26 protein-coding genes are annotated in these 26103 nt (G+C 37.4%); 20 read left to right on the top strand and 6 right to left on the bottom strand.

What is annotated here, in order from left to right; all coding sequences use genetic code 11:
* Window positions 1-12: 12 nt before the first annotated feature.
* The gene (locus MR054_RS09135) at window positions 13-354 is read right to left on the bottom strand and encodes a winged helix-turn-helix domain-containing protein (RefSeq protein ID WP_242085014.1); all 342 of its coding nucleotides are present in this window, start codon (window positions 352-354) and stop codon (window positions 13-15) included.
* Window positions 355-356: 2 nt separating this feature from the next.
* Entirely contained in the window at window positions 357-1535 is a 1179-nt protein-coding gene (locus MR054_RS09130) for a molybdopterin molybdotransferase MoeA (RefSeq protein WP_242157612.1), read from the bottom strand.
* A 304-nt stretch (window positions 1536-1839) separates the two neighbouring features.
* Here MR054_RS09130 and MR054_RS09125 point away from each other — a divergent pair, with 304 nt between their 5' ends.
* From MR054_RS09125 to MR054_RS09040, 18 genes are all read left to right on the top strand, one after another.
* The gene (locus MR054_RS09125; RefSeq protein WP_242085012.1) at window positions 1840-2586 is read left to right on the top strand and encodes a Crp/Fnr family transcriptional regulator; all 747 of its coding nucleotides are present in this window, start codon (window positions 1840-1842) and stop codon (window positions 2584-2586) included.
* 186 nt (window positions 2587-2772) lie between these two features.
* Entirely contained in the window at window positions 2773-3186 is a 414-nt protein-coding gene (locus MR054_RS09120) for a globin family protein (RefSeq protein WP_242085011.1), read from the top strand.
* A gap of 21 nt (window positions 3187-3207) precedes the next feature.
* On the top strand, window positions 3208-4020 hold the full coding sequence (locus MR054_RS09115) for a c-type heme family protein (protein ID WP_242157611.1): 813 nt from the start codon (window positions 3208-3210) through the stop codon (window positions 4018-4020).
* A 98-nt stretch (window positions 4021-4118) separates the two neighbouring features.
* Window positions 4119-4601: a hypothetical protein gene (locus MR054_RS09110; protein WP_242157610.1), complete on the top strand. Its 483-nt coding sequence runs from the start codon at window positions 4119-4121 to the stop codon at window positions 4599-4601.
* 8 nt (window positions 4602-4609) lie between these two features.
* On the top strand, window positions 4610-5638 hold the full coding sequence (locus MR054_RS09105; RefSeq protein WP_242157609.1) for a ferredoxin--NADP reductase: 1029 nt from the start codon (window positions 4610-4612) through the stop codon (window positions 5636-5638).
* Window positions 5639-5653: 15 nt separating this feature from the next.
* The gene (locus tag MR054_RS09100; protein WP_242157608.1) at window positions 5654-6361 is read left to right on the top strand and encodes a multiheme c-type cytochrome; all 708 of its coding nucleotides are present in this window, start codon (window positions 5654-5656) and stop codon (window positions 6359-6361) included.
* Window positions 6362-6652: 291 nt separating this feature from the next.
* Window positions 6653-8047, top strand: a complete 1395-nt coding sequence (locus MR054_RS09095) for a CmpA/NrtA family ABC transporter substrate-binding protein (protein ID WP_242157607.1) — start codon at window positions 6653-6655, stop codon at window positions 8045-8047.
* A gap of 22 nt (window positions 8048-8069) precedes the next feature.
* The gene (locus tag MR054_RS09090; RefSeq protein ID WP_242157606.1) at window positions 8070-9176 is read left to right on the top strand and encodes an ABC transporter permease; all 1107 of its coding nucleotides are present in this window, start codon (window positions 8070-8072) and stop codon (window positions 9174-9176) included.
* Between the two features lie 89 nt (window positions 9177-9265).
* A complete protein-coding gene (locus tag MR054_RS09085; protein WP_242157605.1) occupies window positions 9266-10123 on the top strand; it encodes an ABC transporter ATP-binding protein in 858 nt (285 codons plus the stop codon).
* Window positions 10124-10129: 6 nt separating this feature from the next.
* Window positions 10130-10963, top strand: a complete 834-nt coding sequence (locus MR054_RS09080) for an ABC transporter ATP-binding protein (protein WP_242084997.1) — start codon at window positions 10130-10132, stop codon at window positions 10961-10963.
* A 168-nt stretch (window positions 10964-11131) separates the two neighbouring features.
* Window positions 11132-12409 carry an alginate export family protein gene (locus tag MR054_RS09075; protein ID WP_242157604.1) on the top strand — a complete coding sequence of 426 codons (1278 nt, stop codon included), beginning with the start codon at window positions 11132-11134 and terminating at the stop codon, window positions 12407-12409.
* Window positions 12410-12759: 350 nt separating this feature from the next.
* A complete protein-coding gene (locus MR054_RS09070) occupies window positions 12760-14298 on the top strand; it encodes a YifB family Mg chelatase-like AAA ATPase (RefSeq protein ID WP_242157603.1) in 1539 nt (512 codons plus the stop codon).
* A 66-nt stretch (window positions 14299-14364) separates the two neighbouring features.
* Window positions 14365-15474 (top strand): DUF2891 domain-containing protein, encoded by a 1110-nt coding sequence (locus MR054_RS09065; RefSeq protein WP_242157602.1) that lies wholly within the window; start codon window positions 14365-14367, stop codon window positions 15472-15474.
* Window positions 15467-16711, top strand: coding sequence for an Nramp family divalent metal transporter (locus tag MR054_RS09060; protein ID WP_242157601.1), 1245 nt, complete (start codon window positions 15467-15469; stop codon window positions 16709-16711). The genes MR054_RS09065 and MR054_RS09060 overlap by 8 nt, the downstream gene beginning before the upstream one ends.
* Before the next feature lie 143 nt (window positions 16712-16854).
* Window positions 16855-17595, top strand: coding sequence for a 5-oxoprolinase subunit PxpA (pxpA, locus tag MR054_RS09055; protein ID WP_242157600.1), 741 nt, complete (start codon window positions 16855-16857; stop codon window positions 17593-17595).
* On the top strand, window positions 17595-18326 hold the full coding sequence (pxpB, locus tag MR054_RS09050) for a 5-oxoprolinase subunit PxpB (protein ID WP_242084960.1): 732 nt from the start codon (window positions 17595-17597) through the stop codon (window positions 18324-18326). The genes pxpA and pxpB overlap by 1 nt, the downstream gene beginning before the upstream one ends.
* Window positions 18319-19170, top strand: a complete 852-nt coding sequence (locus MR054_RS09045; RefSeq protein ID WP_242157598.1) for a 5-oxoprolinase subunit C family protein — start codon at window positions 18319-18321, stop codon at window positions 19168-19170. The genes pxpB and MR054_RS09045 overlap by 8 nt, the downstream gene beginning before the upstream one ends.
* 62 nt (window positions 19171-19232) lie before the next feature.
* The gene (locus MR054_RS09040; RefSeq protein WP_242157597.1) at window positions 19233-19985 is read left to right on the top strand and encodes a DUF6503 family protein; all 753 of its coding nucleotides are present in this window, start codon (window positions 19233-19235) and stop codon (window positions 19983-19985) included.
* On the opposite strand, the gene deoD is transcribed toward MR054_RS09040, so the two are convergent.
* The 4 genes from deoD to clpB form a co-directional block, all read right to left on the bottom strand.
* Window positions 19982-20680: a purine-nucleoside phosphorylase gene (gene deoD, locus MR054_RS09035; protein WP_242157596.1), complete on the bottom strand. Its 699-nt coding sequence runs from the start codon at window positions 20678-20680 to the stop codon at window positions 19982-19984. The two genes, MR054_RS09040 and deoD, sit on opposite strands and share 4 nt — an antisense overlap.
* Before the next feature lie 65 nt (window positions 20681-20745).
* On the bottom strand, window positions 20746-21411 hold the full coding sequence (gene deoC / locus MR054_RS09030; RefSeq protein WP_242157993.1) for a deoxyribose-phosphate aldolase: 666 nt from the start codon (window positions 21409-21411) through the stop codon (window positions 20746-20748).
* Window positions 21412-21549: 138 nt separating this feature from the next.
* Window positions 21550-22206: a deoxyribose-phosphate aldolase gene (gene deoC, locus MR054_RS09025; RefSeq protein WP_242157595.1), complete on the bottom strand. Its 657-nt coding sequence runs from the start codon at window positions 22204-22206 to the stop codon at window positions 21550-21552.
* A gap of 372 nt (window positions 22207-22578) precedes the next feature.
* Entirely contained in the window at window positions 22579-25185 is a 2607-nt protein-coding gene (gene clpB / locus MR054_RS09020; RefSeq protein WP_242157594.1) for an ATP-dependent chaperone ClpB, read from the bottom strand.
* A 318-nt stretch (window positions 25186-25503) separates the two neighbouring features.
* On the opposite strand from clpB, the gene MR054_RS09015 reads away from it, so the two are divergent.
* Window positions 25504-25692: a DUF885 family protein gene (locus tag MR054_RS09015; RefSeq protein ID WP_242157593.1), complete on the top strand. Its 189-nt coding sequence runs from the start codon at window positions 25504-25506 to the stop codon at window positions 25690-25692.
* A gap of 17 nt (window positions 25693-25709) precedes the next feature.
* Complete coding sequence (locus MR054_RS09010; RefSeq protein ID WP_242157592.1) at window positions 25710-26096, top strand: gamma-glutamylcyclotransferase family protein; 387 nt, start codon at window positions 25710-25712, stop codon at window positions 26094-26096.
* Window positions 26097-26103: the final 7 nt, after the last annotated feature.

Genomic DNA, 26103 nt, shown 5'->3' with positions numbered 1-26103 from the left:
ATAGGGTAAATATCATTTTAGTTTTTCAATGGTTTCTAAATGGCGGTCTAAAAACTCCCAACAATTCCGATTGATGCCATCAAATATGGTAATCAGAGCTTTTCCATAATCCGTTAGCGTTGTACCACCTCCGTCTTTTCCTCCTGTAATATTGATGGTTACCGGTTTTTTGGCTGATTTATTTACTGAATCTAGGAGGTGCCATGCCTTTTTATAGGAAAGGTTAAGTGATTTTGCTGCTTTTGACAGCGATCCTGTATCGTGGATAGCCTTAAGCAATCTCACCCGGCCTTCACCTAGCAGCACATGTCCATCAGATTCAATCCATATCCTACTTTTAATTTTATAACCCATAATTATACTGGTAATACAATAGTTTCTACCTGATCTCCTATATTAATTACACTTAATTTTTCCGGCATAAATACCAGGGCATTGGAAATAGCATAGCTCTGTAGCATAGAGGAATTCTGTCCATCCAGTATCTCTACTTTCCCATGATTTAAAATGGCCTTTAAAAATTGTGGTCTATCGGCCCTTTTTTCGAATTTGGTAAGTGATTTAGCCCATATCCTTGGCAATTCAACTATGGCATGGTCCATCATCCTGTTTAAGGTAATATAAACGTACATATAAAAACAGGTGAGCGCTGCAGCAGGATTACCAGGCAATGCAAATACAGAAGTATTGTTCATTTTTCCATAGTACAGTGGCTTTCCAGGTTTTTGGTTTACTTTATAAAATAAGCGTTTAACCTTCAGATCCTCTAATACTTTGCCAACAAAATCATAATCTCCAACCGAAATTCCCCCTGTTATAATGACCAAGTCGTTTGTTGGTATTACGCGATTCAGTGATTCATAAGTAGTTTCATAATGGTCTTCGACTTTATGTAAGGTAATGTCGTAAAATTTTAAACTATAGAGTGCGCTTAAAAGCATTTTAGAATTGCTTTCATAAATTTTTCCAGGTTTCAGTTTTTCTCCAGGCTCAATAAGTTCATTACCTGTTGTTATTATGGCAATAGTTGGTTTTTTAAATACGGGAACTTCTTTTATGCCTAATGATGTTAGAAAACCAATTCCAGCAGATGTTAGTGATGTGCCTTTTTTTAAGGCTATAGCTCCTGTTTTTATTTGTTCCCCCTTGGGACGAATATTACTACCCTTAAGTATCTTGTTTCCAGTTTCAATTATATGGCCCTTTACCTGAACCTTTTCTTGCATTACAACTGCATTGGCCGTATCGGGTACAGGAGCCCCGGTAAAAATTCTAACAGCTTCCCCTTTTTTTAATTGATAGGTCTTATGATCTCCGGCCTTAACTTCTCCAATAAGCTTATATTCTGATAAATCATGTAAATGAAGCGCGTAACCATCCATTGCTGATTGTCTAAAAGGAGGCATGTTAATTGGAGAATATATATTTTGACTGATTACATATCCATTGGACTTTTCAACCGGTTTAATCGTTTCTTTTTGTAAGGGTTTGCTATGCTTCTTAATGGTTAATATGGCGCTATCGATAGATATCATATGCAACTCGTTATATTCGGACAAATATAACGAATTTCAGAGTATTACTATGAATATGGGATTTGTATTTAACGGTAGTACCTGTAAATGGTTTGAAATAGTCCTTTTCATTAAAAAATTGTATCGATTTCAGATAAGTTCAACTAAGAATACTTGAATTTGATTATTCATATCATAATTATAGGGAGTTTATTTTCTCGTTCCTATAAAATAATACGTGTGTTTTTACATTGCTCGCAAAAATTCACCAACGCATAAAGAACTACTTATTAATACTTATATTTGCTTAAATACTTTTTTGTTTATGATAGCTTATGCGTCCAATAAATCAAAACTGACATCTATTAAGAAGGATGCATGTTCTACATGTGAAAATGTGAACTGTTTAATCAATAAAAATATAAAAACACTTTCTGATACAGATTTTCTTCAAAGTAAAAGAGAGATATTTTGTAAAAAGGGACAACAGTTTATTATTGAAGGTGCACCTGTTAATGGTCTTTTTTACATTCTTAAAGGTAAGGTAAAAGTATTTAGAACAGGGATTAACGGAAAAGAACAGATTGTTAGATTTGCCAAGAATGGGGAAATAATCGGACATCGAGGGTTTGGTACGGAAGAATATTATTCAATTGGCGCTATTGCACTAGAAGATAGTGTATTATGTTATTTTTCTAAAAATGTCCTTCAAGACATTCTAAGGAAAAATCCAGAGTTTACGTACGACATGATGTTATTTTATGCCAACGAGCTCAATAAAAGTGAGTCCAAAGTTAAATCACTCTCTCAAATGACCGTACGTGAACGTGTTGTGGATACGCTGCTGTACATTAATAGAAAGTTTGGCGATTTAAGAGGGTACCTAAATCTTCCACTAAGCAGGAAAGAATACGCAGATTATGCCGGAACAACGGAAGAACAGGTTATACGCGTATTTTCTGCTCTTAAAAAGGAAAAACTCATCGCTTCTCAAGGTAAAAAAATAGGAATAAAAAATGTTCAATTACTTAAGAATGAAATCAGTGAACACCATTATTTTTTAGATACTTAATACGTATTTCCTATATTTTTTTGCCCTCATTTACTATTTCCTGCTATTTTACAGGTTTTAAACTATACAAAAAAGGGTTCTTACCTGCATTTTTCCATAATAAATCTAAAGGTTAGACTTTACTTTTGCTTCAAATAAGTATTAATACTTATAAACAAATTAAAATCAAATCAAATATAAGTAGATATGGAATCAAAAACAGTTACACTTGTCCAAGAGTCATTCGAAAAAGTAAAACCAATAGCTCCTGCGGCAGCCGAAATTTTTTACGGTAAACTATTTGAATTAGATCCTTCGCTTCGACCGTTATTTCCAAGTGGGGAAGAAGCTATGAAAACTCAAGGGAATAAATTAATGACCATGTTAGCTGCTGCTGTAGCTGGGTTAAGCAATTTGGAAGCCTTAGTTCCTGTATTACAAGATCTGGGAAAGAGGCATGTCGCTTATAAAGTAGAACCTTCTCATTATGACACCGTTGGTGCCGCTTTATTGGGCACTCTTGAAGCCGGATTAGGAGATGATTTTACTCCGGATGTTAAGGAGGCCTGGGCCAGTGTCTACGGTACAATGTCTTCAGTAATGATTGAAGCATCTTATTAATTAACCCATAAAATTATGTTTATGAAAATCTTAAAAACAATAACAATACCTATTTTAAGTACACTTATTCTGCAGGGCTGTGGAGGCGTTCCTGAGGAAAAATCTGAAACTGCCGGTATGGAAAATGTCTTTTCTGTTGAAGAAGTTTTAGAAATGGTGGCCAAGGAAAATGATGTTACCCGGACCCTCTATACCAAAGCTATTGTTGGTAAAGGAAAGGCACAAGGCATGAAATTTGATGAAGATTGGCGCAAGGATGATGTTGAGGCCGGACCACTTCCAGCTTTGTTTTTACGTGGTGTTGCAACGAGTATTAGGAAGGGGCCGGTACCCTTAGGATTATATCTTGGGTCCGACTTCCCTGTTAATGCGGCTAATAAGTTTGAAGGTAGGCAAGCTGAATTATTCAAGGAAATTAAAGTAGACCAGAAGCCCAAGTTCTTTTATGATGAAGGACAAAAATTGCATACGGCCATGTTTGCTGATTTAGCAAGTGCTGGTGCCTGCGTTACATGTCATAATAGCCATCCGCAAACAACGAAATCAGATTGGAAATTGGGTGATGTTATGGGGGCTACGACCTGGCAATATCCAAAGGATTCTTTAACCTATAAAGAAACCGTGGCGGTATTAAATTCTTATGCCAAGGGGACAGTGGATATTTACTTGGAATATTTGGATGAAATTGAGGCCTTTAAAGAAAGTGAAAAACCGGAGATTGGTATTAAATGGCCTGAAGAAGGTAACTTTTTACCAACGGCAGAGGTGTTTTTAGATAGTGTTAAAAAACTATCGTCCTATGAAACCATGAAACACTTGGTTGCGGCAAAATAAATAAATCATTTTAGTGTTAATCTGACAATCTGGCCCATTCCTTTATAGGATGAGAAATGGGCAGATTGTGATTTATTATTGTTAACCCCCTTTACTTTATGATCTTCAGTAATAATAAATCTACTTGGTTAGGATTGGTGTTGCTAAGTGCTTTTTTTGCACAATATATTCTAAAATTAGAATGGCCGTGGCTTTACCATTTACAGCAGGAAGAATTGTATAAGCGTTGGTCTGGTCTTTGTCTCGCTCTTTTCATAGCATTTCAATGGATTTTAACAATCACCAGAGTTATAAAAAAATTGAGAAGATTTGCTATGACCATGCAAACGATTCACAAATGGGTTGGTGCGCTGAGTCCTTTGTTTTTTTATATGCATAGTATGGCACTTGGCTATGGCTACCTTTTGCTGCTAAGCTATATTTTTTTTTCAAATACCCTGTTGGGATATTTTAATTTAGATGTCATAAAGAACAATAATGATTTGTGGTTTAAAGGTTGGATGATTACTCATGTGGCCTTGTCGATAACAATCACAATATTAATGTTTTTTCATATTACGATGGTATTTTATTATAAATAGAAAGTTTGATGAAATTATTGATAAAAGACATAATAAAAGAAACTAATGATGCCATTAGTATTAATTTTAAAAATGGTAATTTTTTTAAGAGACTAAAGTATAAACCTGGGCAATTCATTACAATCCATGTTCCTATCGAAAAAGTAGTGCATAAACGGGCCTACTCTTTTAGTAGTAACCCTTACACCGACAAGGATTTAAAAATTACCATAAAGCGTGTGGAAAAGGGATTGGTTTCTAATTTTGTGCACGATCATTTTAAACCAGGGGATATCTTGGAGGTAGATGACCCTGCGGGATCTTTCATTATTGAACCATCTGGTGAAGCCAAAAGACAATATGTTTTATTTGCAGGGGGAAGCGGGATAACGCCCATCTTCTCGATAATAAAATCCGTGTTATCCAAAGAATCTAACTCTCAATTGCTCTTAATATATGCCAATCAGAATATGGAATCCATTATCTTCCATGACGAGATCAACGCCTTAGAGAAAGAATACGCCAACACCTTTTGTGTAGAACATATTATATCTTCCAAAACTGAAAGAATGGGAAATTATCATCCGGGGTTTGCCTCGAAGGAGCTCATGGATGATATTTTTGAAAAACATAATCTGAACTATGAAGATCATGTCTATATGATATGTGGTCCTTTTGGTTACATGGAGAAAATTAAAGAAATACTCAGGGAAAATGGTGTCACCAGAGACAAGATAAAGGTGGAGGTTTTTAAAAGTCCAGTGGTAAAAGTAACCGGCAAAAATTTACTTAGTGATGTTACATTAAAATATAAGAAAGAAGAGCATAAGTTAAAAGTGCGTGGAGATATATCGATATTACAACAGGCTATGTCTGATAATATTGTGATACCATATTCCTGTAGATCGGGTATGTGTGCAACATGCAAGGCCAAATGTATTGAAGGTGAAATCAAGATGACGGATGGTCATTTTCTTTCGGAAAGCGAAGTCGGGAATGGCCATGTACTGACTTGCATTAGTTATCCGGTAAGCGAAAAAGTGGTTATTGAAATATAAACAAAGGCATATGGTATGATTAAAATCAGTCCCTTACGAAATAGACAATTTATAGGTGGTGTACTTGGATTAGGGTTGGGTATTTCCATATTTTATTTGTTAACATTAGATATGACAGAACAATACGTGTCCATAGGACCCATGAATACGGGTCATCAGGAACTATCGTGTTTTACTTGTCATGCTGATGCAAAGGGAAACCTGTTGCAGCAGGTTCAATCCAATATTTCTCATGCTTTTGGTATGAGAAAAGAAGGCGTGGATTTTGGTACTCAGGATGTAACAGTAGATAACTGCCTACAATGCCATGATAGGCCCAATGACCGGCACCCGACATATCGATTTTCAGAGCCTCGATTTAGCGAGGCTATCAAGAACATAGATGCAACGACATGTATAACCTGCCATACCGAACATCAAGAGGAACGGGTCTCGGTAGCTTCAATTAATTATTGCATGAATTGTCATCAAGAATTGGAAGTTGAAAACGATCCCCTGGATATAAGCCATAAAGCATTAATTGACCAGAAATCCTGGTTTACATGTATTCAATGTCATGATTTTCACGGTAATCACAAATATGAAGTACCGGAGAAGCTTACGGATACGATTCCCATGCATATTATACAAAACTATTTTAATGGCGGAGAGGATCCTTACGGAACGGATAAAAAGTATATCGCTTTATCTCAAGAGGATTGGGTTAAAACCTTGGAAAAATAACCAACTCATTTCCAGATTATCTTTTAAATTCTCCTTTTGCAGTCCTTGAAAAAGGAAAAAATAACACATGCCTTACGACACTTATTTTTATTAAGTACTGTATTTATTTTGTATACGTATTCTTAAATAATTATAAATAAGATGTTTAGGCTTAGAAACTGCTAAAAGACAGTTAAATATATGATTAAAAAGTGGTAACAACATGGAAATAGTCATAAAATAGAATCAATACTACTTATATATTTGCTAAAAATTAAGTATAAATACTTAGAACTATTAAAATCAAGAACAATGAAATCTCTACTAAAAACAACAACTTGGGTATTATCTATAGGCGTCTTAATATTCTCCTGTGGTGGTAAACAAAAAAAACAAGCACTGGCAGATAATGCGGCTATCGAAGCAAGCGAAGTAAAATCATTAGATATTGAAAAGCCGCAATTAACATTTGGCTTTATTAAGTTAACCGATATGGCTCCTTTAGCCATTGCTAAGGAGAAAGGCTTTTTTGAGGAGGAGGGGCTTTTTGTCTCTGTCGAGGCGCAGTCCAATTGGAAAAATGTATTAGACCGTGTTATTGATGGTCAACTAGATGGTTCTCATATGTTAGCAGGACAACCTATTGCGGCTGGAGCCGGTTTTGGTCGTCAGGCGGCATTAGTAACCCCTTTTTCAATGGACTTAAATGGCAATGGAATTACCGTTTCTAACGATGTTTGGTCCAAGATGAAACCTAATGTTCCTAAAGGAGACGACGGTAAACCTATACATCCCATCAGCGCTGAGGCATTAAAACCGGTTATTAAAGAATATAAAAACTCCGGAAAGGCTTTTAAGATGGGAATGGTATTTCCTGTTTCCACCCATAATTATGAAATTCGATATTGGCTAGCTGCAGCAGGTATTCATCCTGGTATGTACACATCAGAGAATGTGCAGGGGCAAATAGATGCCGAGGTTTTATTGTCTGTTACACCTCCGCCTCAAATGCCGGCGACCTTAGAAGCGGGAACCATTTATGGGTATTGTGTTGGAGAACCTTGGAATCAACAAGCCGTATTTAAGGGCATAGGTGTTCCGGTCACCACCAACTATGATATTTGGAAGAATAACCCTGAAAAGGTATTTGTTATGACTAAGAAATTTGTGGAAGAAAATCCAAATACGGCTATCGCGGTTACCAAAGCCTTAATTCGTGCAGGGAAATGGTTAGATGTGCCGGAAAATAGAGCTGAAGCTGTTAAAATACTATCTATGCCTCAATATGTGGGAGCAGATGAAGTTGTACTTGCCAATTCCATGACAGGAACTTTTGAATTCGAAAAGGGAGATAAACGCGCTATGCCGGACTTTAATGTATTCTACAAGTATAATGCAACATATCCCTTTTATTCAGATGGTATTTGGTTCCTAACGCAAATGCGTCGGTGGGGACAAATTCCAGAACAAAAACCTGTGGAATGGTATTCAGAAACTATCAAGGATATTTACAGACCGGATATATGGACCAAAGCAGCCAAGTTATTGGTTGAGGAAGGCCATATACCACCAAGCGATATCCCCGAGACCGATGGGTATAAACCGGCAACTTCAGACTTTATAGATGGTAATGTCTATGATGCCACGGATCCAATTGGATATATAAACAGTTTTAAAATTGGAAACAAAGACACAGCTGTACAGTAACGATATAAAATAAATAGATATTATGAAGCAAACGATAACATTAGGAAAAGTTACCAAATTTGTGGGATTAGGCTTTCTAAGTACCTTTAAAGACTTATTCACCGGGAAGCTTGAAAAAGAAGACCTTCAAAACTTCTTACGCAAAATTGTTGTACCTATTGCTTCCGTATTCTTATTTATTGGGTTGTGGCATATGGGTGCAGAATCCCTGTACAATACAGAAGCTGAGTTTAAGATCCAGAAGGCATTACGAGATCAAGGTCCGGAAGCAGCCGAAGCCATGCGGGAATGCATTGCGTTGGGCGACCTAAGTTGCAGACCAAACACCCTGCCATCACCAGCGCAGGTTTGGGAATCTTATAAATCTTTGTTAAGGGACCATCAGATTATTAGTGCTGATAAAGCAGAATTTGCTGATAAAACAGCAGTTTTAAACCAAAAACGTCTTGCGGAAGGAAAAGAACCTATTGTGTATACCGGAAGACCATCCTTCGTTGACCAGATTTTTAGAAGTCTAAAGACGGTATTTGCAGGATTTCTTTTGGCTTTTCTTATTGCTGTACCGTTGGGGATTTTTATAGGATTGAGCCCAACTTTAAAAAGTGCATTCAATTGGTTTATTCAAATATTTAAGCCTGTGTCACCTGTTGTTTGGTATTTATTGGTCTTTATGATTGTAAAAACTTTATTGATTGATTCAAGTGAAGACAGCTCCTTTACCATATCCTTTATAAGCGTTGGTTTATGCTCTATGTGGGCAACCCTGGTGAATACCGCAATGGGAGTGTCTTCGGTCGATAAGGACTATATCAATGTGGCCAAAGTATTGAAATTAGGAGCTTTTCAGAAAATATTCAAAGTCGTTTTACCATCATCTTTACCTCTTATTTTCACAGGATTAAAAATTACACTATCGGTAGCTTGGATGGTGTTGATCGCCATTGAATTGTTAGCACAGAGTCCTGGTTTAGGGCTATTTGTGTGGGAGGAATTTCAAAATGGGGCCAACGACTCGAATGCAAAAATTATTGTGGCCATGTTTGTTATTGGAATTATAGGATTTCTTTTGGATCGATTGATGTTAACCGTACAGAATATGGTGTCTTTTAATAAAACAGAAGCTATTTAAAACTTAAGGAATTTGTTCGAAATACCATTTCCATCTCATTACAAACGCACATAAAGACGAGTGAAGTCAATAATTAGAAAGCTTAAATAATGGCATATTTAGAATTAAATAATATTTATAAGACTTATGGTCAGGGAGATAATACTACGGAAGTGCTGTCCAATATTAATCTGTCCATAGAGGAGGGCGAGTTTGTGGCTATTGTTGGTTTTACCGGAAGTGGGAAAACCACATTGGTGAATCTTATAAACGGATTGCTTGAAACTACAAAGGGCGAAATACGCTTCAAAGGAAAACGTGTTGAAGGAACCAGTCATGAAAGAGGAGTTATATTTCAAAACTACTCATTGTTGCCTTGGCTAACTGTTGAACAAAATGTTTACATGGCAGTTAAAGAGGTGTTTTCAAAAGAGCCTAAACCTGTATTAAAACAATTAGTAGCCGACTATGTTGACATGGTTGGATTAACACCTGCGATAAATAAAAGGCCAAAAGAACTTTCAGGAGGTATGCGTCAGCGCGTGGCAGTTGCCAGAGCTTTGGCTATGAAACCCGAAATGATTATCATGGATGAGCCATTAGGCGCATTGGATGCCCTTACCAGAGGCAACTTGCAGGACGAAATCTTGAATATATGGGAAAAGGATAAACGTACAGCATTGTTAATTACAAATGATGTTGATGAAGGAATCTATATGGCAGATCGCATTATTCCTCTGCGGCCTGGTCCTAAAGCCACATTGGGTCCGGAATTTAAGATAGATATTGAACGCCCCCGCGATAAAACGGAGTTAAATGATAATCTGAACTTCAAGAAAACAAGAAATGCCATTATAGAATATTTAATGGATATTGGAAATGAGAGAAAATCAGAGGCCAAAGCGCCCATTACACTCCCAGAATTAGAACCAAAAAATTTCGTTGATCGATTTGAGCTTAAATTCTAAGAAATTATGAATACAATACTTACAAAACCAAAGGATATCTCGATTCTAACAGAAAATGGAATTTTTGCACCATCCAGAGTTATGTTGGATTTAAAACACCTTAAGAAAGTATATCCAACCCCCAAAGGTGATTATGTTGTGCTTGAGGATTTAAATCTTCAAATTATGAAGGAGGAATTTGTGACTATTATCGGGCACTCTGGATGTGGCAAGACCACTATGTTATCCATGATTGCAGGTTTAAATGAGATTTCAGGAGGTAGTATTTCCGTTTTGGGAAAACGCATTAAAGGACCGGGACCAGATAGAGGTGTTATATTTCAGGCGCCAAGTTTAATGCCATGGATGACTTCTCTTCAGAACGTCATGTTGGGAGTGAATCAGGTGTTTCCCCATGCTAAAAAGGCACAGCGTATCGATATAGCAAAATATTATTTGCAAAAAGTGGGTTTGGAAGATGCTTATAATAAAAAAGCCTCAGAACTATCCCAGGGTATGCAGCAACGTGTTGGAATAGCTCGTGCCTTTGCTATAAAACCTAAAGTACTATTATTGGATGAACCTTTCGGAATGCTAGATTCACTTACCAGAGGAGAATTACAGGATATTCTTATCGAGATTTGGAACAAGGAAAAAATTACAGCGGTAATGATTACCCATGATGTGGATGAAGCCATATTTTTAGCCGATCGTGTGGTCATGATGACCAGTGGTCCTAAAGCAAAAATAGGAGATGTTCTGGACATTGATTTTGAAAGACCCAGAACTCGAAAAACCGTATTGGAACATGACGATTATTATACCTATAGAAAGCATTTAATTGACTTTCTAGAACATTAAAAACAAACAACTAAACCCTTAGCTAAATAAAAGATTATACAGATTTTGGAATGTTAGGATTTCAAAATACAGAAGTGTTATATCCTATAATTATAAAAGAATTATTTAAAAATAACTATTAAACAAAGAAAACTCAAGAATCAAATCAACCTTAAAAACAAGAACACAATGAAAAATCAATACGTAATTTTAGGATTAGTGCTAGGGTGTTTACAAATTGCACAGGCACAATTTACCTTTGATGGTGAATTTAGACCGAGAACCGAATACCGTCATGGCTTTGGTAGCCTTATTGCAGATAATGCGGATGCCGGTTTTGGAATCTCAACCAGGGCACGTTTAAATGCAGGGTTTAAAACGGAGGCCTATACCTTTTATCTCAGTTTACAAGACATTATGGTATGGGGAGAGAACCGACAAATCTTACCATACGATCAAAATAATTCCTTTGCCATATTTCAGGCCTGGGCAGAACTTACTTTAGGGTCAGGATGGTCTACAAAATTAGGACGTCAGGTACTATCCTATGATGATGAACGGATTCTGGGCGGATTGGATTGGGCACAACAAGGGCGTAATCATGATGCAGGAATGTTAAAGTATAGTAAGGGTAAATTTATAATGGATTTGGCGTTTGCCTTTAATCAGGATTATTCCCATCCAACGGGGTTTGTTTCAACCGGAACGGCCTATAATACAACGGGATTCTTTTCATATAAAACCATGCAAATGCTATATTTGAAACAAACCTGGGATAAATTTGCAGGTAGCTTATTGGTGCTCAATAATGGTTTCCAAGAATTCGATACTAATGACGCTCCGGATGGTGTTAGTAGCCTGCAGACTCTGGGAACCCATTTGAAGTATAATTCAGGAAATTTTGGGCTGGCGGCCAATGCATTCCTTCAAACCGGTAAACGGCAGGGAGATGTTGATGTTAAAGGAGCCTATTTATTGGGATTGGATCTAAATTATAAGATATCACCGAAAGTTGGATTAGGAGCGGGAGTTGAAATCATTAGTGGTAATGATGGAGACGCAGGAGAGACAGGTGCATTCTTCCCTTTATATGGTACCAATCATAAGTTTAACGGTTTTATGGATTATTTTTATGTGGGTAATCATGCCAATTCCATTGGATTAGTAGATATCCATGTCAGCGCTAACTTTAAGTTGGGTGAAAAATCAAGTCTAATGGTAAAGGCATTGAACTTTAGCGGAGAGCAAGATTTACCAAGTGGAGAAAATGCATTAGGTACAGAAATCGATATCGTTTATAAACATGCCTTTAAGGGATATACACTGGTTGCCGGGTATTCGCAATTATTTGCAAGCGATGGTATGTACGAGTTAAAAAATCTCTCGGAAAGTGCCGCAGCCGATGGTCAAAATTGGGCATGGGTGATGTTGGTTATTAAACCAAAGTTTCTAAACACCGCTAATTAAAAGGAGAATGAATATATAACAAAACTAAATAAGACCTTCCCTTCTGTAATATTCATGTTAGTTCCAAATTTTAAATCCCGCCTTGGCGGGATTTTTGTCATTAAAAAACCCTACAAAATTAAATTTTTGCAGGGTTTAGGAATTTCATTCCCCTTTTTCAGGAACTAATTAATAGCAAATCAAATATATCGGAATTAAATGTTGCGAAACAGAACATTATTAACTAATTCCTATGCTAAATTAACTTTGAGAGGTGAATGATGATTTGTAAATGGTTAACCTTCTATTTATAACCAGCTACCCTTGAAAGTTAATATACTTTTCTTACATTAGCGTACAAAAATACATAAATGCTTAAAAAAGTTTTTGGAAGTGCTGTTTTTGGTGTCGAAGCCACCACCATAACCGTAGAAGTCAATGTGGATACCGGAATTGGATATCATCTTGTGGGTCTTCCCGATAATGCCATTAAGGAAAGTAATTTTCGCATAGCTGCTGCTTTACAGAACAATGGGTATAAAATTCCCGGTAAAAAAATCATCATTAATATGTCTCCCGCTGATCTTAGGAAAGAGGGTAGTGCATACGACCTTACTTTGGCCGTTGGCATTCTTGCTGCATCCGAACAAATAGTAGCAGAACATTTGGAAGAGTATTTAATAATGGGTGAATTGTCACTTGATGGCAGTTTACAACCCATAAAGGGAGCGTTGCCTATTGCCATAAAGGCCAGAGACGAGGGATTTAAATATATTATCCTACCGCGTCAAAATGCCAAGGAAGCCGCTATAGTAAACGATCTCATTGTTTATGGCGTAGATACGATTAAGCAAGTGATCCGCTATTTTGATACAGGCCATCCTCTGGAACAAACTCTAATTAATACTCGAGAGGAATTCTACAAGAATCTTGAATTTCCCGAATTTGACTTTTCCGATGTAAAAGGACAGGAAGGCATAAAACGTTGTATGGAAATTGCAGCTGCCGGGGGTCATAATATTATTTTAATTGGGCCGCCCGGTGCCGGAAAAACGATGTTGGCCAAGCGTTTGCCTAGTATTTTGCCTCCTATGACTTTACATGAAGCCTTAGAGACCACCAAAATTCATTCGGTGGTAGGCCGGATCAAAGCGCATGCAGGGCTCATGGCACAACGACCATTTAGAAGTCCGCATCACACCATTTCCGATGTGGCTTTAGTTGGGGGTGGGGCTTTTCCTCAGCCGGGAGAGATATCGTTATCCCATAACGGCGTTTTATTTTTGGATGAACTTCCAGAATTTAAACGTAGTGTATTGGAGGTGTTGCGCCAGCCATTGGAAGATCGAGAAGTGACCATTTCCAGAGCTAAATTTACGGTCACCTATCCTTCGTCTTTTATGTTAGTGGCCAGTATGAATCCAAGTCCAGGAGGGTATTTTAATGACCCTAATGCTCCTGTAACCTCTAGCCCTGCCGAGATGCAGCGTTATTTAAGTAAAATTTCTGGACCCTTATTGGATAGAATTGATATTCACATTGAAGTTACTCCCGTGCCATTTGAAAAATTGTCCGATGATCGAAAAGGGGAATCCTCGAGAGACATTAGAAAACGAGTAACCGCGGCCAGAGAACTACAAAGTCAAAGATTTAAAGAATCTGAAATCGTACATTACAATGCTCAGATGAATACCAAACAAATACGTAAATATTGTATTTTAGACGATGATTCCAATCAATTGTTGAAAACGGCCATGGAACGTTTAAATTTATCAGCTCGCGCCTATGATCGCATTTTAAAGGTAGCTCGAACCATAGCGGATTTAGAAGATGCCGATAACATCAATGGAAGTCATATTAGTGAAGCCATTCAGTACCGAAGCCTGGATAGAGAAGGGTGGCTGGGGTGAAAAAATTTAAATAAGAAATAGGAGATCACCCTATAAAATTTGACATATACCTATATAAACGTCACCATGAGAAACTTTATATTAATTATTTTGATTATCATAATGAGTTGTAATTTATCAACCAAAGAAAAACAGCATATCGTTAAAACACCAGAAATTGAAATCGCCGAACTGCCTGTTTTAAATTTAGAGCAAGCCAATAAGCTAGCGGCATTACCATTGGATTGTATCAATACGGAGTACCCTAACAAGTTATCCCAAACCTTGGGTAGTGAAGCAGATTTAAAAACACCAAACGAACTACACCCTTCTTTTTATGGCTGTTTCGACTGGCATTCGGCGGTACATGGACATTGGAGTTTGGTAAGGTTGTTGAAATCATTTCCAAATCTTGATGGAGCCGCTGATATAAAGCAAAGGTTACTTAATAATATTTCAAAAGAGCATATTTTAACCGAAGTCGCTTATTTTGATATGACCTATAACAAATCCTTTGAGCGCACCTATGGATGGGCGTGGTTGTTGAAATTAGCTGAAGAACTCCATACCTGGAATGATGAAACGGCTCAGAAATTGACGGCTAACCTCCAACCGTTGACCAACTTAATCGTTGATAAATATATTGAGTTTCTTCCCAAATTAAATTATCCAATGCGTGTAGGAACCCACACCAATACCGCATTTGGACTGTCGTTTGCCTATGACTATGCGAAGACGGTAAATCATCAGGCCCTTAAGGACGCCATTGAATCACGAGCTAAATATTTCTTTTTAAATGATTCGAATTGCCCGATGTCTTGGGAACCCAGTGGAACGGATTTTCTGTCGCCCTGTTTGGAGGAAGCAGCATTAATGAAGCGGCTTTTACCAAAAGAAGAATTCAGAATCTGGTTAGACCAGTTTTTACCAGCACTTAAAAACAAAAACTATAATTTGGAAGTAGGCCTGGTTTCCGACAGGACGGATGGGCATTTGGTACACTTGGATGGCGTTAATTTTTCTCGTGCCTGGAGTTTATATACTATAGCTGAAGGACTACCTGAGTATCAGCATTTAAAAAACATAGCCAATCACCACATCAATTATTCCTTACCCAGTATTTTTGGTGATAGTTATGAAGGTGGACATTGGTTGGGCAGCTTCGCTATTTATGCCTTAAAGTCAGTTCATGATTAGGTGGTTTTTGAAACTCTTTTTTAGAAATATAGGACCAGGACCATTAATTGCCGCAGCATTTATTGGTCCGGGAACCGTAACGGTATGTACCCTTGCGGGCGCAGGTTTTGGGTATGTCTTATTGTGGGCCATGGTAATCTCAACCTTGTCCGCTATTATTTTACAGGAAATGGCATCGCGATTGGGGATTGTAACGCGTAAAGGCCTGTCCGAAACCTTGCGAATGGAAATTAAAAACCCTTTACTAAAAGGAATCGTTATTGTAATTACTTTATCTGCGATTGTTATAGGAAATGCGGCATATGAGGCCGGGAATATTACGGGAAGTGTTTTGGGTTTGGAAACGGTTTTAGGTAGACATAATATTGGCCTTGGTATGTTTACTTTCGACGTGTTTAGTCTTATTGTTGGAGGTATTGCATTCCTTCTATTGTATTTTGGTAGCTATAAAATTTTGGAAAAGGTCCTGATTTCGCTTGTCGTTTTAATGAGTTTGGCTTTTGTGATTTCAGCCAGTATCACACAACCTAACCTTTTTGATGTTATTAAAGGCGTTATTGTACCAACATTACCCAAGGGTAGTTTACTGACGGTAATAAGTTTAATAGGAACTACCGTAGTGCCATATAATTTGTTTTTACATGCATCATTGGTCACAGAAAAATGGAAAAGCAAGGAAGATTTAATCTTCGCCAGAAAGGATACTGTAATAGCTGTCGCTTTGGGTGGCTTAGTGTCCATGTGTGTTATTATTTGTGCAGCAACCATTGATTCTTCCCAAATAGAGAATGCCGTTGATTTAGCTCAAGGGCTTGAGCCCTTATTCGGGAATTTTGCTAAATATATTTTGGCTATTGGGTTGTTTGCTGCTGGGATTACCAGTGCTATAACAGCACCGTTGGCAGCAGCTTATGTGGCCAGTGGTTGTTTGGGATGGCCTGCTAATATGCGTACGAAGAAGTTCAGATCGGTATGGATGGTAATCTTGCTTTTGGGCATAGCATTTTCTTCCTTAAACATAGAACCTGTTTCAATTATAAAGTTTGCCCAAGTGGCCAATGGTATTTTGTTGCCCGTTATTGTCGGTATTCTGTTATGGGTAATGAACAAGCGACATATTTTGGGAATACATAAAAATAGTATTTGGCAAAATGTATTTGGGTTTATGATTTTAGTATTAAGCATGCTCTTATCTGCAGCTGTTCTTGACAAAGTGTTTAGTTTTCATCTGTTTTAAAAGGATTCTTGTAGTGTGCAATACGTAAAAAAAGGAAGTCATTCAATGCTGTAATCCATATTTGATTTAATCTTTCCATCACATAAGGTTTCTAAGTAACAATAACTTTTTAACTTAGTGGTTCCTAATTAAAATGGATACTTTTGAATACATCTATTATCGACATTAATGCTGATGTGGGAGAAGGTTTGGACAACGAAAACCTGTTGATTCCGCTTATTTCTTCCTGTAATATTGCATGCGGAGGGCATGCGGGAGATGATGAAACTATGGAACGCGTAATTGCATTGGCAAAAACACATGGCGTTAAAGTGGGAGCCCATCCCTCATTTCCGGATAAGGAAAATTTCGGCAGGGCTGTTATGGATATGCCTTACGCGGCCTTATTTAAATCACTCGAAGATCAAGTTTGTCGGCTTATTGCGAACTTGGATAAGGCGCACGTAAGTTTACATCACATTAAGCCCCATGGAGCCCTTTACAATATAATTGCTAAAGACCAAAATACGGCAATGGTTATCATTGAATTGTTGAAAAGTTTTGCGTTTCCCGTTTACCTTTATGTACCATATAGATCGGTTATAGCGGATTTGGCTATTAAAAACCACGTTCCCATTATTTATGAAGCGTTTGCTGACAGGAATTATAACGACGATTTAAGCTTAGTTTCCAGACAAGAGCCCAATGCCTTAATTGAAGATGCCGATGCCATGTTTCACCACATTTACAAAATGGTTAAGGAAAAAAAGGTTAAAACGGTTAATGGAAAGAATATACCTATTCAGGCCCATACTTTTTGTGTTCATGGAGATACTCCAAATGCAATTCATTTGTTGGAAAGTGTAAGGCAACGCCTGGCGAATAAACAGATTCAGGTCCTATAATGCGGTATCAATTATCCTATAAGCAATTTGGTGAACGGTCTATTCTTATTGAATGGCCGGCTTTAATTGATGAAAAACTTTTGCATGATGTGCTTTATTTTAAACAGAAAATTGAAAAGCATTATAGGGATTCAACAGTTCATATTACCCATGCATATAGCTCAATATTAGTAAATTATGAATATTTAAATTTTAAATTTAAAGCGGAAAGTGAGGTGCTTCACAGCATATACCTTACAAAATCTTCTCGAACCAAAATGACGCGAACGCTCTGGAGGATTCCCGTATGTTATGACCAAACCTTTGGTGCAGATTTACAAGAGCTTTCACAGGAAAAGAAGTTTACTATTCAGGAGCTCATTGATCGCCATGTTAATGTGGTTTATACCGTGTATTTTATTGGCTTTCTACCTGGGTTTTTGTACTTAGGCGGATTGGATAAATCCCTTTTTATGCCTAGAAAAGGTACACCTCGTATGGAAATTGAAAAAGGAGCTGTGGCTATTGGTGGTGAACAAACCGGTATTTATCCATTGAGAAGCCCGGGGGGATGGTATATTATTGGCAACTCACCGGTTAATTTTTTTGATGTATCCAAGGAACAACCTTGTTTTGCAAAACCTGGAGATAAACTTTTGTTTGTTCCGGTATCCTTGAAGCAATATCATAACATTAAGACTCTTGTTGACGCCGGGGTCTATCAGTTGGAAAGTGAGGTGTTCCGTGATTAAAGTTTTAAATCCCGGGTTTTATAGCACCATACAGGATTTTGGACGCTATAATTACCTGCAATATGGAGTACCCATTTCTGGGGTTATGGACTGGTACGCAGCTTCCATGGCCAATGCTCTTTTAGGGAATCCTAAAGAGGCACCTGTTTTGGAAATGACTATGGTTGGTCCTGTCTTACAATTCTTTGAACAAACCGAAATTTGCATTACTGGTGCGGATATGGAGGCCAGATTAAATGGATTGCCATTAGGTATAAACAAAGCCATTGCTATTACTCAAGGGGATGTTTTGAATTTTGGCAAATCAATACGCGGTTTTAGGGGGTATCTTGCAGTTTTTGGCGGGTTTAAAACTGAACATGTTATGGATAGTTATAGTATGTATCAAGGCATTACCACTAATTCTGTAATATCAAAAGGTAGCGAACTGCCTTTTGCACAAAAAGACGGGGTGACGGATAAAAAATATGCAGTGTTACGTGTTCACAAAGCTTATATTAATAAGGAGCGTATTGAGGTGTTTGAGGGGCCGGAATTTAATCTTCTTTCCAAAAACCAGCAAGAAAAATTATTTTCTAAACCCCATATTATTTCCAATAACAATAATAGAATGGCCTATCAATTGGAAGAACCCCTTGAGAATTCTATAAAAGCCATCATTACATCACCAGTGCTACCGGGAACGGTGCAATTAACCCCAAAAGGGCAATTAATTATCTTAATGCGGGATTGTCAAACCACAGGGGGATATCCTAGAGTATTGCAATTAAAGGAAAATGCCATTGACATTTTAAGTCAGAAGTTTACAGGTAATCGTATTAAATTTAAACGGATAAACATTTAAGAAAAGATTAAGAGTCTTGTTGGAGGGGAAATTGTAGTTTCACGAGATATAAATAGGGTTTTATGAAAAGTTTACATGTGGTTCTATTCTTTATAACTATGGTTTTTGCTTGTAGCGATCATAATTTTCCGGAAGCTGATGCCATAATCAATAAATCTATTGAAGTCTCTGGTGGTAAACGCTTTGAGCATTCCACCATTGATTTTGATTTTAGGGACCGGCACTATAAAGCCATAAGGGATAAGGGATATTTTTTACTTACCCGAACCACATTGGTCGGTTCCGATACTATTGTGGACGCCTTAAATAGCAAGGATGACTTTATAAGGTATAGGAATCAAAAAAAGATTCAATTGCATGATACCATGGCAGTAAAATATAAATCATCCGTTAATGCTGTGCATTATTTTTCGGTATTACCTTATAGGTTAAATGATGACGCAGTGAATAAAACTTATATTGGCAAAACAAAAATCAATGATAAAGAGTACCATAAAATAAAGGTTACTTTTAATGCGGAGGGCGGTGGTGAAGATTTTGAAGATGTATTCGTATATTGGATTAACGCAGATACCTTTAAAGCCGATTATATCGCGTATTCTTATGCGGAATCTGATGGAATCGGCTACCGCTTTCGCGAAGCTTATAATGAGCGTTACATTAATGGCATTCGATTTGTCGATTATAACAATTATAAACCTAAAGGAAGCAATATAGATCTGATGGCTATGGATCGTTTGTTTGAACAAAAAGCTTTGCACTTACTCTCAAAAGTAGAATTAATTAATATCAATGTTCAAGTATCTGACTATTAAGCTAATTCAAGCCCTATTTCAACCATTTCTTTAAATGTATTTTCACGGTCCTTACTACTTGTTCGCTCTCCGGTAACCAATGAGTCGGAGATGGTAAGAATGGACAAGGCATTAACGTTATACTTGGCTGCAACCGTATAGAGTCCCGCTGTTTCCATTTCCACACAGAGCACGCCGAATTTCGACCACTTCTTATAGGATTCAAAGTCATCGGCATAAAACTCGTCCGAAGTAAAAACATTGCCGGCTTTTAAAGAGATATGTTTTTCTTTTGCCACTTCTATAGCCTTTTGAAAGAGTTCGAAATTGGCTGTAGGAGCATAGTCTGCGCCACCAAATCGTAATTCATTAACACCAGAACTAGATGATGCCGCCATTGCTAGTACAATATCCCTAATTTTAATATGTTTTTGGTAAGACCCGGCACTTCCAACTCGAATTAAGTTTTTAACACCATACTCGTTAATCAGTTCATGGGTGTAGATTGAAATAGAGGGGACCCCCATGCCGGTACCCATTACAGAAACGCGTTTGCCTTTATATTCACCCGTATAGCCCAACATGCCTCTGATTTTATTAAAACAGGATGGATGTTTTAAAAAAGTTTCAGCAATCCATTTGGCACGTAAGGGGTCCCCGGGTAGTAAAATGGTTTCCGCTATATCTCCTTTTTTGGCTTCAATATGTACACTCATTACTTGTATTGATTTTGGATAACAAGTTAAAGGTTTGTCTAATGAACATGATATAGGTGATTAATTTAATAGTCTGATTTTGATATGGTTCCTGAAACAATTTCAATGCCTGAGGAGGTTCCTATACGGGCAACACCCATATTAATGTATTTCAGGGCGGTTTCGGTATCCCTAATGCCTCCTGAAGCTTTAATTTTAGTACCGCTTTGGGCTACAACACGTTTCATAATCGTTATTTCTTCAAATCGGGCACCACCTGGTCCAAAACCCGTTGAGGTTTTAACAAAATCGGCACCACATTGTACGGCCAGTTCACAGGATTTTATAATTTCCAATTCCTCTAAATAGCAGGTTTCCAGGATAACCTTTAAGATATGGTTAGGTAGGATACACTTTACCGCTTCGATATCTCTCCATACGCCATCAAAATCCTTACTTTTCAATAACCCGACATTAATTACCATATCAATTTCATCCGCACCGTTTTTTATGGCTTCTTGGGTTTCAGCAACCTTGGCCTGAGTGGCCATAGCTCCTAGGGGAAAACCTACAACGCTGCACACTTTTACACTACTGTTGTTTAGCTGCTCCTTTGCCAATGCAACATAGCCGCTATTTACACAAACAGCATGGAATTTATACCTCTTGGCTTGCTCACAAAGTTCTATAATATCTTGTTTAGTTGCTGTTGCTTTTAACAGGGTATGGTCAATATAGGTATTAAGTTGTATCAAAACTTTACGAATTGAAATGCTGATATCCAAAGGTATTAACTTTATTTAAATTATATTAATGTGGGACATAAAAAAGCCGGTTTTAAAAAAATAAAACCGGCAATTTATAAATGAGTTGTAGATTAAAAGACAGTTTTAAGAAAAGGCGTGTAATTGATCGTCTATTTGTATCATATGGGATATATCAACCCGATGTGCTCCCGTTTCCAAATATTTAATTGCGGTTTCCATATCATTTATTCCGCCGGATGCTATAATTTTAATTTTATTCTTAATGGTTTTTTTTATCATTTTAATGCCTGTTAGTGTTGCACCGCTTTTTGTGAAGCCACTTGAGGTTTTTATGTAATCGACTTTAGTATCCAGACAAATTTCACAAGCTTTAATAATTTCATTTTTGCTAAGCTCTGAAATTTCTAAAACCACCTTCAGAGGTACATCTCCTATGGCAAGCTTTACATCGGTTATGTCTTTTAATACGGATACGTAATTTTTGCTTTTTAAGAATCCTAAATTCAGGACCATATCAATTTCGTCCGCTCCATCTTTAATGGCCTTTTTTGCCTCATAGACCTTGGCTTCGGTTGACATGGCTCCCAATGGAAAACCGACCACCGTACAAATTTTTACTTGGGTATTATTAAGTAATTGTTTTGCTAAAGCTACGTAGGAGCTGTTCACACAAATACTATTGAGTCTTTTGTCTTTAGCATCATGGCAAAAATCGATAATTTCTCTTTCGGTTGTGGTAGATTTTAAAAGGGAATAATCAATGTGTTTAAATATATTCATTGCTATTAAGTAGGTTTTTTGTTTGTTTACACAGCTATATATGTAAAAAAACGGTTTAACAAAAAAAAAGGGAATGGAGTAGAGTTTGGGGCTTTACTCGAAAACTAAAATATAAAAAATTAATGGTAAGTACTATTCTATCTTAAAGCAATAGTGGAATTATTTTATTTCATATCGCTTAACTGGTTTGTTTTCAAATTATTGCAGTTTGTCTTTATAAAATGCATTTCGTCGAAAATATGAATTTGTTCGTCGATAAACATAAAAAGCAACGCGTCCCAAAACTGAGATTGACGTTGCTTTTCAAACTAACCAACCAATTAACTAATAGACGATTTTTTTTCACTTTTGTTACACCGGGTTAGGGCGTTATTATAGTTCTTCCTTCACCAGGTCACTCTGATTTCTAAAAACAAGTTTATCATCAAAGGCATCCAATAAAATGATACTATCTGTTGTTACTTTACCGGCTAAAATTTCCTTACTCAAGGCATTCAGGACCTCTTTTTGAATCACGCGTTTTACAGGTCTGGCTCCATATTCAGGATTATAACCTTTTTCGGAGAGATAATCAACTGCCTCATTGGTGGCATCAAAGGTTATTCCTTGTTGACCGATCATTTTGGTAATTTCCTTAAGTTGTAAACCAACAATATCTTTAATATTGGCTTTTGTTAATGGCGTAAACATTATGATATCGTCAATACGGTTTAAAAATTCGGGTCTTATGCTTTGCTTTAATAGACCTAAAACGTCCACTTTTGCCGTTTCTATTGCCGAATCAATATCCTTCGTGGCTTCAAATCGTTCTTGAATCAAATGACTACCCAAGTTAGAAGTCATAATGATTATGGTATTTTTAAAATCAGCCACACGTCCTTTATTATCTGTCAAATGACCTTCATCCAATACCTGTAAAAGGATATTAAAGGTATCGGGGTGTGCTTTTTCTATTTCGTCCAAAAGGACTACGGAATAAGGCTTCCGTCTCACGGCTTCCGTGAGTTGTCCACCTTCATCATAACCCACATATCCGGGAGGTGCACCAACCAATCTGCTCACTGCGTGGCGCTCTTGATATTCGCTCATGTCTATGCGGGTCATGGCATTTTCATCGTCGAACAAATATTCTGCCAATGCTTTGGCCAATTCTGTTTTACCTACACCCGTAGTTCCCAAAAACAGGAAGGTGCCTATAGGTTTTTTAGGGTTTTGTAAACCTGCACGACTTCGTCTCACAGAATCACTAACGGCTTCGATGGCTTCATCTTGACCTACAACGCGTTTGTGCAATTCGTCTTCAAGCTTTAACAATTTATCACGTTCGCTTTGCAACATTTTGGTTACTGGAATGCCTGTCCATTTGGCGACTACTTCAGCAATATCGTCATAAGTTACCTCTTCCTTAATGAGGGAGTTTTCAGCGTGCTCCTGTAATTGCAATTGATAGTGCTCAAGCTGTTCTTGCGCTTCTTTGATTTTGCCATAGCGCAATTCTGCTACTTTACCATAATCGCCTTCACGCTCGGCTTTTTCGGCGTCCAATTTGTAATTCTCGATGGTTTGTTTAGTGTTTTGGATGTTGTCTACAACTTCTTTTTCACTTTTCCACTTGGCATTTATCTCATTGCGTTGTTCTTTAAAGTTCGCTAAGTCCGATCGAAGTGATTTTAATTTGCTTTCATCTTTTTCCCTTTTAATAGCTTCAATTTCAATTTCCAACTGCATAATCTTTCGATCCAAAACATCCAGTTCCTCGGGTTTCGAGTTAATTTCCATGCGCAATTTTGAGGCAGCCTCATCCATTAAGTCAATGGCTTTGTCCGGTAAAAACCGATTGGTGATGTAACGCTGCGATAATTCTACTGCTCCAATAATGGCATCGTCTTTAATGCGTACTTTATGATGGGTTTCATATTTTTCTTTGATACCCCTTAAGATGGATATGGCGCTTTCAGTATCCGGTTCATCCACCATGACCTTTTGGAAGCGACGTTCCAATGCCTTGTCTTTTTCAAAATACTTTTGGTATTCATCCAATGTGGTAGCACCTATGGCTCTCAACTCACCTCTTGCCAGGGCAGGTTTTAAAATATTGGCAGCATCCATAGCGCCCTGTCCGCCTCCGGCACCAACAAGGGTATGGATCTCGTCAATAAACAGGACAATATCGCCATTACTGGTTGTAACTTCTTTAATGACGGCTTTTAAGCGTTCTTCAAATTCTCCTTTGTATTTAGCACCGGCTATTAATGCCCCCATATCCAATGCGAAAATTTGCTTTTCCTTCAGGTTTTCGGGTATATCACCATCTACAATACGGTGTGCGAGGCCTTCGGCAATAGCTGTTTTACCTGTTCCCGGTTCACCCACTAATATGGGGTTGTTTTTGGTACGACGGGATAATATTTGAAGAATTCTTCTAATTTCCTCATCGCGTCCAATAACCGGGTCGAGTTTGCCTTCTCTGGTAAGCTGATTCAGGTTTTTGGCATATTTGTTTAGTGCATTATAAGTGTCTTCCTGACTTTGGGATGTCACTCGGTCTCCTTGCCTTAGTTCATCAATACTGGCAAATAAGCCTTTTTCTGTAACACCCTGATCCTTCATCATTTGTGCTATTTTGCTATTCGATTTAAAAATAGCCAAAACCAAATGTTCAATAGAGACATAATCGTCTTTCATTTTTTTTGCGATTATGTTGGCCTCATTGAATGTTTTTACAGCTTCTCTTGAAAACATAATTTCTCCGCCGGATACCTTGGAAAAACTTTCCAATTGTTTATCTAAGGCTTTTTGAAGGATGGAGACATTTACATTCAGTTTTTTTAGGAGGAAGGGCAATACATTTTCATCAACCTCAAAAACCCCTTTAAAGAGATGTTCGTTTTCAATTTGTTGATGTCCGAAACCATGAGCAATCTGCTGTGCTTGCTGTATGGCTTCTTGTGATTTTATAGTGAAATTATTTAAATTCATAATGCAAATTTTAGTTTCTCTTACATGAATAATTCAATAACCTTACCATGATATTGTATCAGACAAAATGTCCGTTAACTATAGATTATTGCTGACTTTTGGTCAGTTTAAGAATTTGAAAACAGGGTTTTCATATCAGTTAAAATGAAGGTGGGCCATGCGACAGTAATCCTCGCTTAAAATACGTGTTGAAACGGGTTTATTGAAGACACTTGACCAATTACACAGAAGTATATAACAATATAAATTTAATTATCTTTATGGATCACACAGAGGTGTAATCTATAATAAACTTGAGGTTATTAAAAGGCTATTTATATGAAATATAAACGCTTATCCTATAAAATTGGTCAATTTAAGATTAGTGAGTTAGGATCCAGGTCTGTCAAAGCCTTGGGTGAATCCTTCGATATTAAGGAATTTCATCAGCAAATATGGGAAACCGGTTGTGTACCACTGCAGCTTTTGGAAGAAAAGATAGACCGTTGGATTTCTTCCAGTAAATAGATAAAACCATTTTATTCATGCACAGCACAAATTATTTATTTGTTTATGGCACCTTATTGAGTGATGTTAACAATGCTATGTCTAAATTTTTAGAGACGCATTCAGAATATGTTGGTAAGGGGTATTTCCCGGGTAAATTGTATATGGTGGATTGGTATCCCGGAGCCATAGCTATTAAACAGGGGAAGAATAAAGTTTTTGGCCGTATTTACAGAATGAGCAACGCACAGAAGGTACTTGAGGTACTAGATGGCTATGAAGGTATTGATGAAGGCTTGTACAAGAGGCATATTATGGAGGTTTTTCTGGAAAGCAAAACCGTTTATAATTGCTGGGTCTATCTTTACAACCAGCCGATCACTGACCTTGAACAAATTCAATCAGGTGATTTTTTGAATCCTTAATGATCAT

It is taken from the genome of Aestuariivivens sediminis (genome assembly GCF_022662105.1).
GTDB lineage: Bacteria > Bacteroidota > Bacteroidia > Flavobacteriales > Flavobacteriaceae > Aestuariivivens > Aestuariivivens sediminis.
Note: the sequence above shows the minus strand (reverse complement) of the source record. Positions and strands in the feature narration are given on the sequence as shown.